General features: G+C 53.2%; 19 protein-coding genes. 8 read left to right on the top strand and 11 right to left on the bottom strand.

Features of this window, described 5'->3' with window-relative positions; genetic code table 11:
• Nucleotides 1-39: 39 nt before the first annotated feature.
• The 3 genes from PY990_RS08350 to PY990_RS08340 are packed head-to-tail and all read right to left on the bottom strand — an operon-like array spanning nt 40 to nt 2280.
• Nucleotides 40-1038 (bottom strand): septal ring lytic transglycosylase RlpA family protein, encoded by a 999-nt coding sequence (locus tag PY990_RS08350; RefSeq protein WP_275271230.1) that lies wholly within the window; start codon nt 1036-1038, stop codon nt 40-42.
• A 15-nt stretch (nt 1039-1053) separates the two neighbouring features.
• On the bottom strand, nt 1054-1695 hold the full coding sequence (locus PY990_RS08345) for a thiol:disulfide interchange protein DsbA/DsbL (RefSeq protein ID WP_275271229.1): 642 nt from the start codon (nt 1693-1695) through the stop codon (nt 1054-1056).
• A gap of 6 nt (nt 1696-1701) precedes the next feature.
• Nucleotides 1702-2280: an SPOR domain-containing protein gene (locus PY990_RS08340; protein ID WP_275271228.1), complete on the bottom strand. Its 579-nt coding sequence runs from the start codon at nt 2278-2280 to the stop codon at nt 1702-1704.
• 174 nt (nt 2281-2454) lie between these two features.
• Between PY990_RS08340 and ilvA the strand changes: the two genes are divergently transcribed.
• A complete protein-coding gene (ilvA, locus tag PY990_RS08335) occupies nt 2455-3975 on the top strand; it encodes a threonine ammonia-lyase, biosynthetic (protein ID WP_275271227.1) in 1521 nt (506 codons plus the stop codon).
• 1 nt (nt 3976) lies between these two features.
• On the opposite strand, the gene ttcA is transcribed toward ilvA, so the two are convergent.
• The 3 genes from ttcA to PY990_RS08320 are packed head-to-tail and all read right to left on the bottom strand — an operon-like array spanning nt 3977 to nt 6017.
• Nucleotides 3977-4849 (bottom strand): tRNA 2-thiocytidine(32) synthetase TtcA, encoded by an 873-nt coding sequence (gene ttcA, locus PY990_RS08330; RefSeq protein ID WP_275271226.1) that lies wholly within the window; start codon nt 4847-4849, stop codon nt 3977-3979.
• Nucleotides 4850-4863: 14 nt separating this feature from the next.
• Complete coding sequence (locus tag PY990_RS08325) at nt 4864-5256, bottom strand: dihydroneopterin aldolase (protein WP_008248053.1); 393 nt, start codon at nt 5254-5256, stop codon at nt 4864-4866.
• The gene (locus PY990_RS08320) at nt 5253-6017 is read right to left on the bottom strand and encodes an SDR family oxidoreductase (RefSeq protein WP_275271240.1); all 765 of its coding nucleotides are present in this window, start codon (nt 6015-6017) and stop codon (nt 5253-5255) included. The genes PY990_RS08325 and PY990_RS08320 overlap by 4 nt, the downstream gene beginning before the upstream one ends.
• Nucleotides 6018-6135: 118 nt before the next feature.
• Here PY990_RS08320 and PY990_RS08315 point away from each other — a divergent pair, with 118 nt between their 5' ends.
• Nucleotides 6136-7233: a class I SAM-dependent methyltransferase gene (locus PY990_RS08315; RefSeq protein ID WP_275271225.1), complete on the top strand. Its 1098-nt coding sequence runs from the start codon at nt 6136-6138 to the stop codon at nt 7231-7233.
• Between the two features lie 16 nt (nt 7234-7249).
• On the opposite strand, the gene PY990_RS08310 is transcribed toward PY990_RS08315, so the two are convergent.
• The 3 genes from PY990_RS08310 to PY990_RS08300 are packed head-to-tail and all read right to left on the bottom strand — an operon-like array spanning nt 7250 to nt 9572.
• Nucleotides 7250-7966 (bottom strand): hypothetical protein, encoded by a 717-nt coding sequence (locus PY990_RS08310; protein WP_275271224.1) that lies wholly within the window; start codon nt 7964-7966, stop codon nt 7250-7252.
• A complete protein-coding gene (locus tag PY990_RS08305) occupies nt 7963-8781 on the bottom strand; it encodes a type III pantothenate kinase (protein ID WP_275271223.1) in 819 nt (272 codons plus the stop codon). The genes PY990_RS08310 and PY990_RS08305 overlap by 4 nt, the downstream gene beginning before the upstream one ends.
• Nucleotides 8778-9572: a biotin--[acetyl-CoA-carboxylase] ligase gene (locus tag PY990_RS08300; RefSeq protein ID WP_275271222.1), complete on the bottom strand. Its 795-nt coding sequence runs from the start codon at nt 9570-9572 to the stop codon at nt 8778-8780. The genes PY990_RS08305 and PY990_RS08300 overlap by 4 nt, the downstream gene beginning before the upstream one ends.
• A 46-nt stretch (nt 9573-9618) precedes the next feature.
• Here PY990_RS08300 and PY990_RS08295 point away from each other — a divergent pair, with 46 nt between their 5' ends.
• The 5 genes from PY990_RS08295 to PY990_RS08275 are packed head-to-tail and all read left to right on the top strand — an operon-like array spanning nt 9619 to nt 13281.
• Nucleotides 9619-10764, top strand: coding sequence for a VanZ family protein (locus PY990_RS08295; protein ID WP_275271221.1), 1146 nt, complete (start codon nt 9619-9621; stop codon nt 10762-10764).
• 41 nt (nt 10765-10805) lie between these two features.
• Nucleotides 10806-11117, top strand: coding sequence for a (2Fe-2S) ferredoxin domain-containing protein (locus PY990_RS08290; RefSeq protein WP_171097375.1), 312 nt, complete (start codon nt 10806-10808; stop codon nt 11115-11117).
• A complete protein-coding gene (locus PY990_RS08285) occupies nt 11114-11752 on the top strand; it encodes an alpha/beta hydrolase (protein WP_275271220.1) in 639 nt (212 codons plus the stop codon). The genes PY990_RS08290 and PY990_RS08285 overlap by 4 nt, the downstream gene beginning before the upstream one ends.
• Before the next feature lie 47 nt (nt 11753-11799).
• Nucleotides 11800-12993, top strand: a complete 1194-nt coding sequence (locus PY990_RS08280) for a D-alanyl-D-alanine carboxypeptidase family protein (RefSeq protein ID WP_275271219.1) — start codon at nt 11800-11802, stop codon at nt 12991-12993.
• A gap of 3 nt (nt 12994-12996) precedes the next feature.
• Nucleotides 12997-13281 (top strand): HP0495 family protein, encoded by a 285-nt coding sequence (locus PY990_RS08275; protein WP_275271218.1) that lies wholly within the window; start codon nt 12997-12999, stop codon nt 13279-13281.
• Nucleotides 13282-13347: 66 nt separating this feature from the next.
• Here the strand turns inward: PY990_RS08275 and pyrE are convergent, their stop codons facing one another.
• Nucleotides 13348-14052: an orotate phosphoribosyltransferase gene (gene pyrE / locus PY990_RS08270; RefSeq protein WP_275271217.1), complete on the bottom strand. Its 705-nt coding sequence runs from the start codon at nt 14050-14052 to the stop codon at nt 13348-13350.
• Between the two features lie 24 nt (nt 14053-14076).
• On the opposite strand from pyrE, the gene PY990_RS08265 reads away from it, so the two are divergent.
• On the top strand, nt 14077-14859 hold the full coding sequence (locus PY990_RS08265) for an exodeoxyribonuclease III (protein ID WP_275271216.1): 783 nt from the start codon (nt 14077-14079) through the stop codon (nt 14857-14859).
• 66 nt (nt 14860-14925) lie between these two features.
• On the opposite strand, the gene gatB is transcribed toward PY990_RS08265, so the two are convergent.
• The gene (gene gatB, locus PY990_RS08260; RefSeq protein WP_275271215.1) at nt 14926-16365 is read right to left on the bottom strand and encodes an Asp-tRNA(Asn)/Glu-tRNA(Gln) amidotransferase subunit GatB; all 1440 of its coding nucleotides are present in this window, start codon (nt 16363-16365) and stop codon (nt 14926-14928) included.
• Nucleotides 16366-16368: the final 3 nt, after the last annotated feature.

Genomic DNA, 16368 nt, shown 5'->3' with positions numbered 1-16368 from the left:
TGTTGCGCCTTACGCGCCGATGTTCCGATATGGGGACAATCAGGGCAGGATCAAGTCTTGTTTAATGACTGGCTGAACCTGAACGAAGGCGCTGAGTTCGATTGCAGCCTCGTTGGCTTGATCAATGGTGGTGAACGGCCCCACCAACACGCGGTGAACGCCTGATTCAGAGAGAATTTGGCTGGCTTTGCCGAAAGCCTGATGATTGGAAGAAACTTGTGAGACCAGAGCCTCTGCGTTGTTCTTATTGCCAAACGCGCCAATTTGAAGGTACAAGGGTGCTCGGTGAACAGGCAACAACGTGGACGGATTGCTGAGTGAAACCTGCTGTACTTGCGCGCCATTTTTTACCACCACGGTGCCGTTCTTCTCGGCGTGGTATTGAGCGATTGCATCTGGTGTCATCTTCTCTACAAGCACTTCAGCACTGCCCTGCTTGATGTAGTCCAACTGATAGGCGGCCGCGTAGCTGAGATCAATAATTCGGCCCCGCAAGAAAGGCCCACGGTCGTTCACGCGAACAATCACAGACTTGCCGTTGGCCAGATTGGTGACTTTGGCATAACTGGGCAAAGGCAGAGTGGGGTGCGCAGCCGTCATTTGGTGCATGTCATAAATTTCACCATTGGCAGTTTTCGCGCCATGAAATTTCTTGCCATACCAACTGGCCCGACCTTTTTGACTGTAAGGCTCCTCAAGGGAAGTTTGCGGCGTGAAACTTTGCCCCATCACTGTGTAAGGCCGGGTATTACGAATTGCAATAGGTTCAACCTGGGGGCTGGCGGAGGGCAAGTCATCAAGATTGGCTGGGCGTAAATCGCCGGGACCATCGTCCAGATAATAACCACCGCCCTGAGGTGCAGGCTCCCAGTTTTCGTGTTTGACAGGGGGAGGCGCCGAGGGCTTGGCCACTGTTTTCGCGGGAGTAGAAGAAACCGGCTTGTCCAGCGGAACGCTGGAACAAGCAGCAAGGATCAATGCCAGTGACGCAGTCGAAACAAACCTAAAAACACCACTGCGCATAAATGCCTCCCTCATTTTTTCTCCTGCGCTTCAGGCCTGACGCTGTCGTCGAATCAAGGCTTCCGCAACTCGGATGGCATTGTCTTCAGAACCGGCGATGGACGCAGAGGTAAAGAATTTGCCGTCAATTCCCAAGGTGGGAACGCCGTCGGCTCCGTACGCTTCGAAAATGGTTTTGGCCTGGGCACATTTAGCATTCACGCCAAACGATTTGAATACATTGGCAAATTCTTCGCGCTTCAAACCGATCGATTCAGCAAAATCGAAAATTTGCTCGTCGTTGGCCAACTGCTTTTTGTCTTTGTGCATGGCTTCAAACACTTTGCTGTGGGCCATGTCGAGTTTGCCCATGGTTTCCAGTGTGTAATACAGGCGCTGATGACCCTGGAAATTCACACGCTGACTTTGGTAAGCGATAGGTATTTTCGTGAAGACTACATCACTGGGCAACTTTTTATACCAAGCGTTTACTTTGGGCTCAAAGTTGTAACAGTGAATACAGCCGTACCAGAAGAATTCGACCACATCGATTTTTCCAGGTGTAGAACGTGGAACCTCCCGGCGTACTTTTCGGAATGCGCCGGCATCTTGGGCCAGTGCCGGGGACAAGCCACCGAAAGCACCCATCACGCTCAATGCCACCGCACTTTGAATCAATTCACGACGTTTCATACTTGTTTACTCCTTGACCACAGTTGCCTCGAATCCGCCTTTCGTGAGGGGAATTCGGGCCTGATAGGCTTCATTCGCGCTGCCAAATGGCCCCACTCGAACGCGGTTTACAACATTGCCGTTGACCTCGCCCACGGCAATTTCGGATTCAGTGCCCACAAACGCAAGCTGAGCCCGCAATTGTTCAGCGTCTTCCCGATTGCGAAAACTGCCCAATTGCAGAAAGTAAATGGTTTGGGCCACAGGTTCAATTTGTTCAGTTGGAGTGGCATCCCCTGTCTGAGGTTCCGTGCCCTGTTGAAATGGGTCAATGGTAACCACATTGCCCTGGTTGGCATTTGCTTTGCCATAAATGGCGCTGTTGGGATCAGGGGGGCTGTTGCCTGGGCCTGGAGACACATTGGGCACGGCCCCCTGGGTTTCAGCACCGGAAAATGGCAGCTGTGACTTGCTGACAAACAAAGCCACACCCAATGCAATCAAAAGCCCGAATACCATGCCAAACACAAACGCGGGAATGGTGTTGCCAAGAGATTTTCTAACTTGAGGTTTCGCTTTGGGTTTTGATGATTGTGTAGATGCCATTGGGGGTTCGAACCTGTCCTTGAGAAACTGAGCCTAAATTATGCCCGAAGGCGACCTGCAGATGCGACCCAAACGCGCAAGCCGGCTTTTGGGATTGCCCTCATGCTGTAAAGTGTAGCCTTCATGGGCAAAAGCTCGAAATTTGCTTAAAAATCTGCAATAAATAGGTGCTTTGTGGGTCTTGACTATCTAAAACGCATACTGACCGCCAAGGTTTACGACGTGGCCATTGAGACACCATTGGAGCGCGCACATTCCCTGTCGGTTCGCACTGCCAATGAGGTATTGCTCAAGCGTGAGGACATGCAAGAGGTGTTCAGCTTCAAGCTGCGCGGGGCTTACAACAAAATGGCCCACCTCAGCCCCATGCAACTGGAACGTGGCGTGATTGCTGCCTCTGCCGGCAACCATGCGCAAGGCGTTGCGCTTTCTGCCGCCAAGATGCGCTGCCCAGCCACCATTGTGATGCCCACTACCACCCCCGCCTTGAAAATTGATGCAGTAAAACGGTTTGGGGGTGACTGGGTGAATGTGGTGCTGTTTGGCGACAGCTACAGCGATGCAGCTGGACATGCGTCAGAATTGGCACAAGCCAAAGGCCTGACCTTTGTACACCCCTTTGACGACCCGGATGTAATTGCGGGCCAAGGCACCGTGGGCATGGAAATTTTGCGTCAGCATCAAGGCCCGATACACGCCATTTTCATCGCGATCGGCGGGGGTGGGCTGGCAGCTGGCGTAGGTGCCTATGTGAAACAGTTGCGTCCGGACATCAAGATTATCGGTGTGCAAACCGTGGATTCAGACGCAATGGCCCAAAGCCTGGAGCAAGGCAAGCGCGTGACACTTTCCGAAGTGGGTTTGTTCTCGGATGGTACGGCAGTGAAACTGGTGGGAGAAGAAACCTTCCGCCTGTGTGAAAAGTACGTGGACGGCGTGGTGCGTGTAACCACAGATGAGGCCTGTGCGGCGATCAAGGATGTGTTTCAGGACACCCGCAGCATTCTTGAACCCGCAGGTGCACTGGCTGTGGCTGGCTTGAAACAGTACGCTGCGGAAATGGGTTTGCAAAACCAAACACTGGTCGCAATTTCTTGTGGCGCGAATATGAACTTCGATCGCTTGCGATTTGTGGCTGAACGCGCTGAGGTGGGTGAGCAACGTGAAGCGGTTTTTGCGATCACAGTACCGGAGGAACGCGGCAGTTTCAGAAAGTTTTGTGACTTGTTGGGCCCCACCAATGTGACTGAGTTCAACTACAGAATGTCGGATTCAGCCAAAGCGAATATTTTTGTGGGCATTCAAATTGGCAACCGTGCGCAGGCCGATGAATTGCAACAGCGCTTTATTGCATCGGGTTTCGACGCCCTGAACCTGACCGACGATGAAATGGCGAAGCTGCATTTGCGCCACATGGTTGGGGGGAGGTCCAGTTTGGCCGACCATGAACTGGTGTACCGCTTTGAATTTCCGGAACGTCCGGGCGCATTGACGAAATTTTTAACCGCCTTGAACCCGGGCTGGAACATCAGCCTGTTTCACTATCGAAACCACGGGGCCGACTATGGCCGTATTTTGGTAGGCATTCAGGTACCACCTGCTGACCATGCAGAGTTCGACAAGTTTGTGAAACAACTTGGCTACCCGGCGGTGAACGAGACCGAGAACCCGGCGTACAAGCTGTTTTTGAAGTAAGTCAGCACTCGTCATCCGAATCAAACGCCCTGTCGCCAGCACCGTCTTCAAGTACTGCACCAGGGCGAATGGTTTCAAACGGAAACAGCTTGCGATCCATGAGGTGCGAGGGCACCACTGTCGACAGCGATGTAAACAAATTGGCGATCCAGCGAGGGTTATGCTTTTCCCACTGCGTCAGCAGTGCGGCCATTTCCTTGCGCTTCAAATTTTCCTGACTGCCACACAAATTGCAGGGAATAATCGGGAAATTCTTCTCTTCGGCATAACGGGCCAAATCGCGCTCTCGGCAATAAGCCAGTGGGCGAATTACCGTGTGCTCTCCGTTGTCGCTGACCAGTTTGGGAGGCATACCCTTGATACGACCGCCATAAAACAGATTAAGCAACAGGGTTTGTAGTATGTCGTCTTTGTGGTGCCCCAAAGCCACCTTGGTGGCGCCCAGTTCAGACGCCACACGGTACAAAATGCCACGACGCAAACGCGAGCACAGCGAACAGGTTGTTTTGCCTTCGGGAATGACCCGTTTCACGATCGAGTAAGTGTCTTGTTCTTCGATGTGAAACGGCACATGGATGCTGCGCAAGTAATTCGGCAGCACTTCTTCAGGAAAGCCAGGTTGCTTCTGATCGAGATTCACGGCGACGATGTCGAAGCTGATGGGCGCACGCTGACGCAGCAACAACAAAATATCGAGCAAACCATAGCTGTCTTTGCCGCCCGATACACAAACCATCACTTTGTCACCCTCTTCAATCATATTGAAGTCGGCAATGGCCTGGCCCACTTGCTTTGTAAGGCGCTTTTCCAGCTTGTTGAATTCAAAGGCCTCTTTTTGTTCAGCCTTGTTGGGGTAAATCGTGATGGTTTGCATGGTCTAACAGCTTTCTAGGATTTGAAGCGGAATACCTCGACACCAGCGGATTCGCAGTCGGGGTAAACCTCGGATTTTTCAGCGCGTACGCGGGCGGCCACCACCTTGGGATGCTCCAGCACCAGCGCCAGGGTTTTGTCCACCAGGGTTTCAAGCAGGCCAATATGGCCCGATTGAATGAGGCCATGAATTCCTGGTCGAACGAAATCGTAATCAACCACATCGACCAGCAAGTCGCGCTCGGAAGGGGTGGATGCGCACTTTACCCAAAAATCAATGTTAATACGCACAGCCTGCGTACGCCCCAACTCTTGGGGAAACACGCCAATTGCGGCGGACACATCGAAGTCGCGAATAAAAACGCGACGGCAGTCGGCCAGGCGGGGATCAAAGAACCAGTCTGTCATGGTGTCATCATGCTGAAATCACGCGCCATGGGCACCAAGTGCTGCCCGCCATCCACAAGAATGGTGGTACCAGTAATTGCGCGGCTTTGCACCAGGAACAAGACCGTGTTGGCGATGTCCTGAGGCTCGGAGGATTTGTTCAAAGGCGAAATTCGGTGAGTACTCTCGAACTGCGCATCGGTTTGCAGGTGCGAAATCAAGGTGAGCCCGGGGGCCACGCCCACTACACGCACTTTGGGCGCCAGCTCCATGGCCAGCATGGTGGTAGCGGTTTCAAGCCCAGCTTTGGTGAGGGTATAACTTAAAAAATCGGGATTGAGGTTTTTCAGTTTTTGGTCCAGCAAATTAACCACCACGGCCTGCTCATGGTCGGGCACATGCTGAAACAACCGTTTGGCCAATTGAATAGGCGCAGCCAGGTTGGAAGCCATGTGCCGGTGAAAAAGCTCGGGCTGAAAAGTTTCACCCGAGTCGAATTCAAACAAGGAGGCGTTGTTGACAACACACCGAATTGGGCCCGCTTTTTCTGCGGCATCAAACAACGCTTCAACTTCGCTGGGCTGCTCGAGATCAGCCTGAACCACCACGCAGTGCACACCCAGTGCTTCAATTTGAGCCGCAGTGTCACGGGCCTCTGCCAGTGATGAACGGCAATGCAGCACAATAGACCAACCGGCACGCGCCAGTTCAAGCGAGATGGCTTTGCCCAGTCGCTTGGCTCCCCCGGTTACAAGGGCAAATTGTGGATTGGCATGTGTCATTCGTGCGCCATCGGTTAGAATCTGGAAAATCAGTGAACCACGACCATCAAGCAAACCAGGGTTTACTTCAAGGCTTTGATTTTTAAAAGAACCCGCTATTCTAAACCAGACCTGCCTCATGCTGTCGAATTTTAATCAAGCCACTCGCTTTGACGAGTTCATGCGATTCGCGCTTTACGATCCCCAATATGGTTACTACGCAAGAGGCGAGCAAATTTTTGGCCGTCAGGGCGATTTTATTACCGCCCCGGAATTGAGCCCGTTGTTTGGGCAAACACTTGGCAAGGCCCTGCGGGAGATGCTGCCCCGCTGCAATGGTGTGGTGTATGAATTTGGGGCTGGGACCGGGCAACTGGCCAGCGACATCATTCAAACGGCTGGTGATTTAATTACGCAATACAACATTGTGGATGTGTCGGCCGGATTGAAGCCTGTGCAATTGGCCAAGTTAAAGGCACTGCATGGCCCGCAGGTAGAACAAAAGGTGCGTTGGCTGGAAGAACTACCCACAGAGCTCGGCGGGATAGTTTTGGGCAACGAGGTACTGGATGCCACACCGGTTCGTCGATTCAAATGGCAGGAAGGCAATCCGCTGGAGGCGTGGGTACAACACCTGAATGGTGAGTTGCACTGGGTGTGGAAACCGGCCGACCAGGTGTTTGCCAACGCCATTTCACATTTAGAGGCCACCCACGGGCCCTGGCCCGTGGGCTACGAATCGGAAATTGCAGAGCAGAGCATTGCGTGGGTAAAAACAGTCACGGAGCGTCTGAACGGCCTGGCGCTAATGATTGACTATGGTTTTCACGAAGCCATGTACTATCACCCAACACGCAGGCAGGGCACTTTGCGCGCCACAAGCCGCCACACGGCACATGATGATTTTCTGGTGAACGTGGGGCAGCAGGACTTAACCGCTCATGTGAACTTCAGCGCAGTCTGTGAAGCCCTGACAAGCTGCGGTGGCGAGCTTGAGGGGTACGCGCACCATGGCGAGTTTTTGTTGGCACATGGCATTCTTGACCTGGCCCGGAAACAACCGGAATTTACTCACCCGACACGCGGTGCATTGATGCGCCAGAATTTGAATACCCTGCTGAATGAAGCCGACATGGGAGAGGCATTCAAAGTAATTTGCTGGAGCAAAGGGGTCAATGCTGAGAACACTCGCTTGGCTCAGGTTTTCTTGGACAAGGACCGAAGCGGAAACCTGTAACTCAGCCGCCCGTTGGTCACTCACAAGGCTTGAGCTCGCCCTTTCTGTTCAACTCAAACACAGAGCGCACGGTTTCGATTTGCGAGGCATTTCCCCGAAGTTCAAAAAACACGCGCACCGGACCCAACCGCTCCCGGATCTGCACACCCTCGACGCCACGTCGCGCCAGATCAGCCTTCTGGGCATTCGCCCGATCCAGGTCCCTGAACAGTCCTAAAGAAATCGTGCCCTGCAATGGCCCTGGCGTGGTGATGTAAAACATGTCAGTAATGCCTTTGCCAGAAAGTTGATCGATACCCACGCCGGTATTCACAATGTCTTGCGGCAAGTAGACCACATAGCCCACAGGCACCTGGCGTTCAAGCCGATCTGTTTCGCCACCCCAGTTCAGCAAGGCCTCCTGAACTCGGGCCGACTCACTTTGCAACAGCGGCCCCCACAACAAACATGTCTGGGTAGTTTTCGGATTCTCAAATACCTGTTTGCTGGCATTCTCAATGGCGGAATCAAGCTGGGCCTGGCCCTGCTTCAAATCAATTTTTGGGGCCACAGGTGCTGGCACACGAAGCACCTCCACAGCTTGATCCCAAGGACGTTCTATACCAACCCACTCGGCACGCAAACCCGGAGAATCAATTGCTTTTTGCGAGCTATTGCTTGTTAAAACACCAAAACCCAGCAACGTCAAATTACCCAGCAGCAGCAACACAGCCAGAACACGCCAACCATTCATGCTGCTGCACCTTTTTGTGCCAAACGATAATCAAGCACCAGGCCCTTGAATACAGCGTATTCAAGCAGGGTGGCCTGCGGCAATTGGGTCTTCATGACGGATGCAAAACCACCGGTCAGCCAGATGGCTGGGGGAATACCATATTCACTCTGTAACTGAGCAGCCATGGAATCGACCATTGCTTTTTGCATGCGACCCACACCCTGACCAATGGCCTGCTGCGTGCTGACAGGCCAGCCGTTGGTGCTGGTGCTGTCCAATTGCACTTTGGGCAGTTCGGCTGTGTTTGAATGCAGGCTGCGCAACATGGTTTCAACACCCGGCACGATAAATCCGCCCAAGTGTTGCCAACAAGCATTTTTAACCACCACATCCAGGGTGGTGGCTGTGCCAAAGCTAACCAGCAAATTGACCTTGATCTGGCTCACCTCGCTGAGCGCCATGCATGCTGCCCAACGGTCTTTGCCCAGAGTCGCCGGGGCTTGGTAGGCAGACTGCACCTCAGCATGCCTGTTCACAGTCAATACATGCAGAGATACGTCAGCAGCCTCGCATACTGATCGCACTGACTGTTCGAACTCCGGGCCCAGAACGTTGCTGAGCAACACGGCACGCACATCATGACCAGAATTGAGACTGGGTGCCAAATGCTGTTGAACGGCACCGAATGATTCGGAGAAAGGCTTGAATTCAGCTGTGGCCTGACTGAAAAAAGCGGAAGGCTGCTCAAACCGGACGTTGGCGCTATCGTGCAAGCACCATTTCACCAGGGTGTTTCCAGCATCGATACACAACAAGCTACCCGCTTTGATCACAGCCTCACCCTCAACGACAAGTCACCAGCGTGAACCGCACGCAGGCCATGCTCGGTATTCACCAAGTAGGCACCTTGCCGGTCAATGCCCATGGCCTCACCGGCAAAACACACCACACCGTGGTCCTCAACTTGAACTTGGCGGCGCAGCCAGGCATCCCGTTGGCTGAACTCGGCAAAGATTGAGTCGATGCCCTGAACATTTGCAGCCTCGATTCGCATCAAAATCGATGACACGACTGCATCGGCTAGTTCACGCGGGGAAGGTAAACCCGGTGCAGACAAATAATTCGACAAGCTGGTAACACCCCGACCAGACAGCGCTTCGGGAACGTTAATACCCTGAATATTCAGCCCCACACCAACCACAGTGATGGCACCCTGCCCGGTTTGAAAAGATTCGCACAACACACCGCCCAACTTTTGCTGATCTGCCAATAAATCGTTGGGCCATTTCAGTTGTACAGGCACCTTCCACTGTTCAAGAACCTGCGCCACCGCGACACCCACACACAGGGGCAGGAAGGGAATTTGCTGCCCCATCATGGGCAAGCCCAGGGACAGACACAGGCTTGCACCGGGCTGCGCGCGCCATGGCCGCCCTGCACGCCCCCTGCCCGCGGTTTGCATGTGCGCCAATACAGCATTCAGGCCGGACACCCGCCCCTGCTGGTAAGCGCGAGCCAGGTAATCATTTGTTGAGTCGACTGAATCGAGTTCGATCCAGTGCACATCGGCTTGGGTTAACATCGAATGCGGGTCACTTCGGGCTAGTTGCGAAATTTTGCTCATCTTAACCTCCGAACGGGACACAAAACCAAGGAATCGCTCAAACGCCATGCCGCCAATCCATTCCAGCCTGCTGAAACGAACTCCCTACACCGGGATTCTGATGTTTGCGAGCCTGTATGCCTGTGTAGTGATTCACCTTAGCCTCTTCCCCTACAGCGATTGGCGCCACATCGGCATTGGCCCTTTTGAATTTCTGTTTGGCCCATGGATTCCCGTGCATCAAAAAGTACTGTGGGCTGATGTGTTTATCAACATAGGTGGCTACATTCCACTGGGCTTCCTGATGCTGCTGGGCTTGAACAGACAGCCGCGTACATTCGACAAAATATTGGTGGTGATGCTGTGTGCATTGATTTCTCTCTCGCTGGAATCCATGCAAACATTTTTGCCAAGCCGCGTGCCTTCCAAAATGGACCTGGTCACCAATACAATCGGGGGCGCTTTGGGTGTGTTTTTGGGCATTTACTTGACCGCACAACACCGAATTGCGCCACTGCTGAACCGCCGAATTGAGCATTGGTTAATTCAACGCGCGTGGATAGGCATGGGCTTGCTTAGCCTTTGGTTCCTCAGTATTTTGGCGCCACAAAACCCCACATTCAGCACCGGGCTGTGGCTGGGGAATCTTATGGAAATTCCGGGACCACTGCAGCACAGCACCCCGTTTGGGATACCGCTGGAAGTGTTGCTGAAAATTGAAACTATTGCGCCCACATTCATCAACTATTGTTTTTTGATGTGCGCCTGGATGATTGGGTTGGCACAAACACAGGCAGGCTCGCCACGAACACGCTTGCTGATTGTACTCATTGCATTGACCTTGCTCGTTCGACTTCTTGACTACCTGGTGCTGGCTCCAGTGTCGGCCTGGACTTACTTGGGTCAACGTTGGTTTGAGGCCAACAGCCTGGGCTTACTAATAGCCTTTGTAGTCGCACTGACCATTTCAATGATGCAGGTGCTGCCCCACCACATGGCGAGAATCGGGCTGCTGCACCTGCTGGGCGGGTGGCTGATCACCTTGCTGCTACCCGGGGTATACGACCCCGATCTGGGCAATCCGGGCAGCGGCATTCTGGCAATTTTCCGAAGCCTACAAGAAGCAGGGCGCTGGGTGAGTGAATTGTGGCCTATCTTGGCGCTGACTGTTTTGACCTTTTTGAGCCTGCCCGAGCGACGTTTTCGGCGATAATACGCTGTCGACCCAAAGCACACACGCGGACTCACCCAGCCATGAGCTACTTCGAGAAACATGTTTTCTTTTGCACCAATCAACGACCCAACAATGAGAGCTGCTGTGCCGATTGCCATGCATCTGCCGCGCATGCACATGCCAAAGAACGGATCAAGAAACTGGGCTTGAACGGACAAGGAAAAATCCGGATGAACAAGGCTGGCTGCCTTGACCGATGCGATGAAGGCCCTGTGATGGTGGTTTACCCCGAAGGCGTTTGGTACACCTATGTGGATATTTCAGACGTGGACGAAATTATTGACTCTCACTTGGTGGGCGGCGAAATTGTCGAACGCCTGCGGTTGCCATGAATCCAAAAACCCGACACGAGTTGTGGAACGGTCAGGCTGGCCCAATCGAGGTTTCGATTGACGAACCTGCGACCCCGTTGCGAGGACTGGCAGTGATCGCCCACCCCCACCCCTTGTTCGGCGGCACCAAAGACAACAAAGTAGTACAAACACTGGCCCGTGCATTTCTTCAAATGGGCTATGCAACGCTTCGTTTTAATTTTCGAGGCGTAGGGCAAAGCGCAGGGGAGCACGACAATGGGCAGGGCGAAACCGACGACCTGGTCGAGCTGACCGAACTGGCCCGTACCACGCTACTACCCGCCGAATTGCAACTGGCGCCGATCGCCATGGCTGGCTTTTCGTTCGGTGCCTTTGTAACCAGCCATGGCGCGCAACGGTTGCGCGAGGCCGGAACGAACGTTGGCAAACTGGTGCTAGTAGGCACCGCCACAAGCCGCTTTAAAGTGGCTGCAGTGCCAGACAACACACTGGTTATTCATGGTGAAGTCGATGACACAGTGCCGCTTACAGATGTTTTACGCTGGGCGGGTGAACAAAACTTGCCAGTGATGGTCATGCCAGGAGTGGAACATTTTTTTCACGGCAAACTGCCTCAACTCAAAGAGCTGGTTGTGCGTTATTACCCAAGCTAAACGCCAAGCCACTTTCCTTCCCAATTTCTAGTACAGGAGCTTTTTACTTGTTTAATTCAGGAATTTCCCGATTCAAACGCCATGTGGGCCAACTCTCGTTGGTACTGGGGCTTGGTATCGGAGTTGCCACGCAAGCCGCTGCCCAATCCAGTGTGATGCCACCTCCACCCGAAATCGGTGCAAAAGGCTACATGCTGCTCGACTTGACTACAGGTCAAACCTTGGCGGAATTCAACAGCCGAGAACGCCTCGACCCCGCATCACTGACCAAACTGATGACAGCCTACATGGCCTTTGCGGCACTCGACAGCAAGCAAATTCGGATGGATCAGCAAGTACCCGTGTCGCCCTACGCCTGGAAAGCCGAAGGTTCGCGCATGTTTATCGAACCGAACAAGCCAGTGACCGTTGAAGAGCTGCTATACGGAGTCATTGTGCAATCGGGCAACGATGCAAGCCGCGCAATCGCAGAACTGCTGGCTGGCGACGAAAACAACTTTGCAACGCTGATGAATCAACAAGCCAAACGGCTGGGCCTGACGGACACGAACTTCAAGAACGCCACTGGCCTGCCCGACCCACAGCACTACACCACCGCCCGCGATTTGGGCATTCTGGCCAAACGCATCATCACCGACTTTCCTGAATACTACAAAAAAATGTATTCCACCAAGGAATACACCTACAACGGCATTCGCCAACCCAACCGCAATCGCCTGCTGTGGATTGACCCCTCCGTGGACGGCATGAAAACCGGACACACCGAATCGGCCGGTTATTGCCTAGTGAGTTCAGCAAATCGCACATTGCCCAACGGCGTTGATCGTCGTCTGCTTTCCGTGGTGCTGGGCACCACCTCCGACCAGGCCCGCACGCAGGAAAGCCTGAAGCTGATGAACTACGGTTATCAGATGTTTGAAACCGTGAAGCTGTACTCAGCCAAGCAAGCCATCAGCACCAGTGAAGTGTACAAAGGACAAGCCAAGGAAGTGAAACTTGGCGTGAACAAAGATTTGCTGATCAACGTGCCGCGCGGCATGGCCAAACAACTGAAAGCCACGGTCGAGAAAAAAGGTACCTTGATTGCACCGATTCCGGCCGGAACCGAACTGGGCACTCTGAAGCTGACATTGAACGGAGAAACCATCGGCACAGTGCCGCTATTGGCGTTGTCCACCATCGAAGAAGCGGGCTTATTTGGTCGCATGGTTGACTCTGCAAAACTATGGTTTGAAGAGTAAGTAATGAGCACGGCGACACCCAATGAAGGCAAAAAAAGCCTAATAGAATTTCCGACTCATTTCCCCATCAAAGTGATGGGGAAGAATGTGCCAGAGTTCTCCCAGGTCATTTGTGATTTATTGCTCAGCATGAGCCCTGGATTTGATGTAGCAGGTGTTGACATGCGGCCCAGCAGCAAGGGCAACTACTTGAGCCTGACCTGCACCGTGTATGTGAACAACCAGGAAGAGCTTGACAACATTTACCGGGCGCTTTCAGGGCATGAATTGGTATCGGTTGTGTTGTAAACGGGTTTGTTCCATGAAAAAGCCGCACCAGCTTTACTAAGTGGTGCGGCTTTTTTCCGGGTGACCTTACACGCCGTAACGGCTACGGTATTCCTTCACCTTCTCGTACCAGCCAGCCAGGCGAACATTGGCAGCTTGCCGGGTAAGCAAGTAACGCAGCAAGTCTTGCAGGTTGGCAATGGCCAAAACAGGGATTCCGTACAACTGCTCCACTTCCTGAACTGCTGAATGCTGGGTGTCCTGCCCGTCGCGCATGCCCTTTTCCATGCGATCCAGTGCGATCAATACCGCAGCAGGTTCAGCGCCATTGGCGCGAATGATTTCAACAGATTCACGCACCGATGTTCCTGCTGAAATAACATCGTCAACAATCACAACCCGACCTTCCAGTGGCGCACCCACCAAAGAACCGCCTTCACCGTGATCTTTGGCTTCCTTGCGATTAAATGCGTAAGGTACATCGCGACCGCGGCGGGCCATTTCCATGGTGGCCCCAGCCACCAAAGGGATACCTTTGTAAGCAGGGCCAAACAGCATGTCAAACTGAATTCCACGCTCTGCGGTTTGCTCAAGCAAGGTTTGTGCGTAAAATTCACTGAGCTTTTGCAACGACGAACCTGTGTTGAACAGACCCGCATTGAAAAAATACGGCGACATTCTGCCTGCCTTGGTTTTGAATTCGCCAAAGCGCAACACCTGCTTTTCGACAGCAAACTGCAAAAACTGGTCGGAAAGAACCTGCAAATTTTGATTTGAATCGGCCACGATCAATCCCTAAAAAACTGACTGTACACAATGACCCGCATTATCTCAGCAAATCTGAATGGAATTCGTTCTGCCCACACAAAAGGGTTTTTCGACTGGATGAACCAAAGCCAGGCCGATGTGGTGTGTGTACAGGAGATCAAAGCCCACTTGGCGGACCTTGGCCCCGAGCATTTGCAACCCGGCACATACAAAGGTTACTTTCAGGCTGCAGAAAAAAAAGGCTACAGCGGTGTTGGCCTTTACTGCAAAGTAGAACCACTTAATGTGATTTACGGGCTAAATAACACCGAATTCGACGCGGAAGGACGCATGGTGACTGCAGAATTCGAGAATATGATTGTGTCGTCGATCTACTTTCCGTCCGGCAGCAGTTCCGAGGAACGACAAGAAGCCAAATTCCGATTTCTAGATCATTTTGAGCAAATTTTTGATGATTTTGAAAGCAAGAAGAAGCCTGTTGTATTGTGCGGCGACTGGAATATTGCCCACAAAGAGATTGACCTGAAAAACTGGAAAGGCAATTTAAAGAACAGCGGCTTCACCCCCGAGGAACGTGCCTGGATTGGCAATGTGATTGAAAAACGTGGTTGGGTGGACGCCTACCGTGTGCTGTACCCAGAAGAAACCGACGGTTGCTACACCTGGTGGAGCAACCGCGGGCAGGCTTATGCCAAGAATGTGGGGTGGCGAATTGATTACCAGATGGTGAGCCCGGCATTGCGTGACTTGATTCGCGAAGTAAATGTGTACAAGGGCCAGAAGTTTTCAGACCATGCACCCTTGATTGCGGATTACGACCATCCGCTTTGAGGATGGCGCGCTGATCAGGCGGTTTTCAGTGAGGAAGCAGACAACCCCGTCGGGTTGGCGAAGGAATCACGCACTCAACTTGGCTTTCAAAATCTCGTTCACCTGCGCCGGGTTGGCCTTGCCGCGCGCTGCACGCATGATTTGCCCCACCAGAAAGTTAAATGACGCCTCTTTACCGGCTTTGTACTCGGCCACCGGGCCGGGGTGCGCTGCCAGTACGTCGTCGATCATTTTTTCAACAGCGCCAGAGTCTGAGATTTGCTCCAAACCCTCGCCTTTAATACAAGCATCCACATCGCTGTACTTGCCGTCCCACAGGGCAGCAAACACCACTTTTGCAGTTTTGTTATTCAGAGTGCCGTCCACCACGCGTTTCACCAAGGCCGCCATCAAGGCAGGTGCAATGGGCGACTCTGCAGGGGTTTTGTCGTCGCGATTCAAGCTGGCAGAAAACTCGCCCAGCAACCAGTTGGCCAAAGGCTTGGCTTTGTCAGCGCCCGCCGCGGCCAGCGCCGCCTCGAAGTAATCGGTCATGGCGCGGCTGGCTGTGAGCGTCACCGCATCGTATTCACTCAAACCCAGCTCAGCGGTGTAACGCGCCTGCTTTTGGCCGGGCAATTCGGGCATTTCGGCACGCACTTGCTCAACCCATTGCGCAGAAATCATCAGCGGTGGCAGGTCGGGATCGGGGAAGTAACGGTAGTCTTCCGAATCCTCCTTGCTGCGCATGGAGCGGGTTTCGTTGCGATCGGGGTCGTAAAGTCGCGTTTCCTGTTTGATTGTGCCCCCATCTTCGATGATCTCGATTTGGCGCTGCGCTTCATACAAAATGGCGGCCTGCAAAAACTTGAAGCTGTTCAGGTTTTTGATTTCGCAGCGAGTGCCCAACTTGGTTTCGCCTTTGGGGCGAACCGACACGTTGGCGTCGCAGCGGAAACTGCCTTCCTGCATATTGCCATCGCAAATTCCCAGCCAAGTGACCAAGGTGTGCAAGGTTTTGGCATAGGCCACCGCCTCTTCGGCCGAACGCATGTCGGGTTCAGTCACAATTTCCAAAAGTGGCGTGCCCGCGCGGTTCAAATCGATGCCCGACTGGCCCGCGAAGTCTTCATGCAGGCTTTTGCCCGCGTCTTCTTCCAGGTGGGCGCGCACCAAGCGCACTGTCTTCATTTGATCGCCCAGCAAAAAGCTGATGGAGCCGCCCTGCACCACCGGAATTTCAAACTGGCTGATTTGGTAGCCCTTGGGCAAATCAGGATAGAAATAATTTTTGCGCGCAAACACCGAATGCTCGGCCACCTTGGCGCCCACGGCCAGGCCAAATTGAATGGCGCGCTGCACGGCTGCTTTGTTCATCACTGGCAGCACACCGGGCAAAGCCAAGTCCACAGCACAGGCTTGCGCATTGGGCTCTGCACCAAAAGCGGTGCTGGCACCAGAGAAAATTTTTGATTCGGTTGTTAACTGGGTGTGGGTTTCAAGACCCACCACAATTTCCCATTGCATGGT

Origin of the sequence: Limnobacter olei (assembly GCF_029087225.1) — a bacterium.
Classification (GTDB): Bacteria; Pseudomonadota; Gammaproteobacteria; order Burkholderiales; family Burkholderiaceae_B; genus Limnobacter; species Limnobacter olei.
Note: the sequence above shows the minus strand (reverse complement) of the source record. Positions and strands in the feature narration are given on the sequence as shown.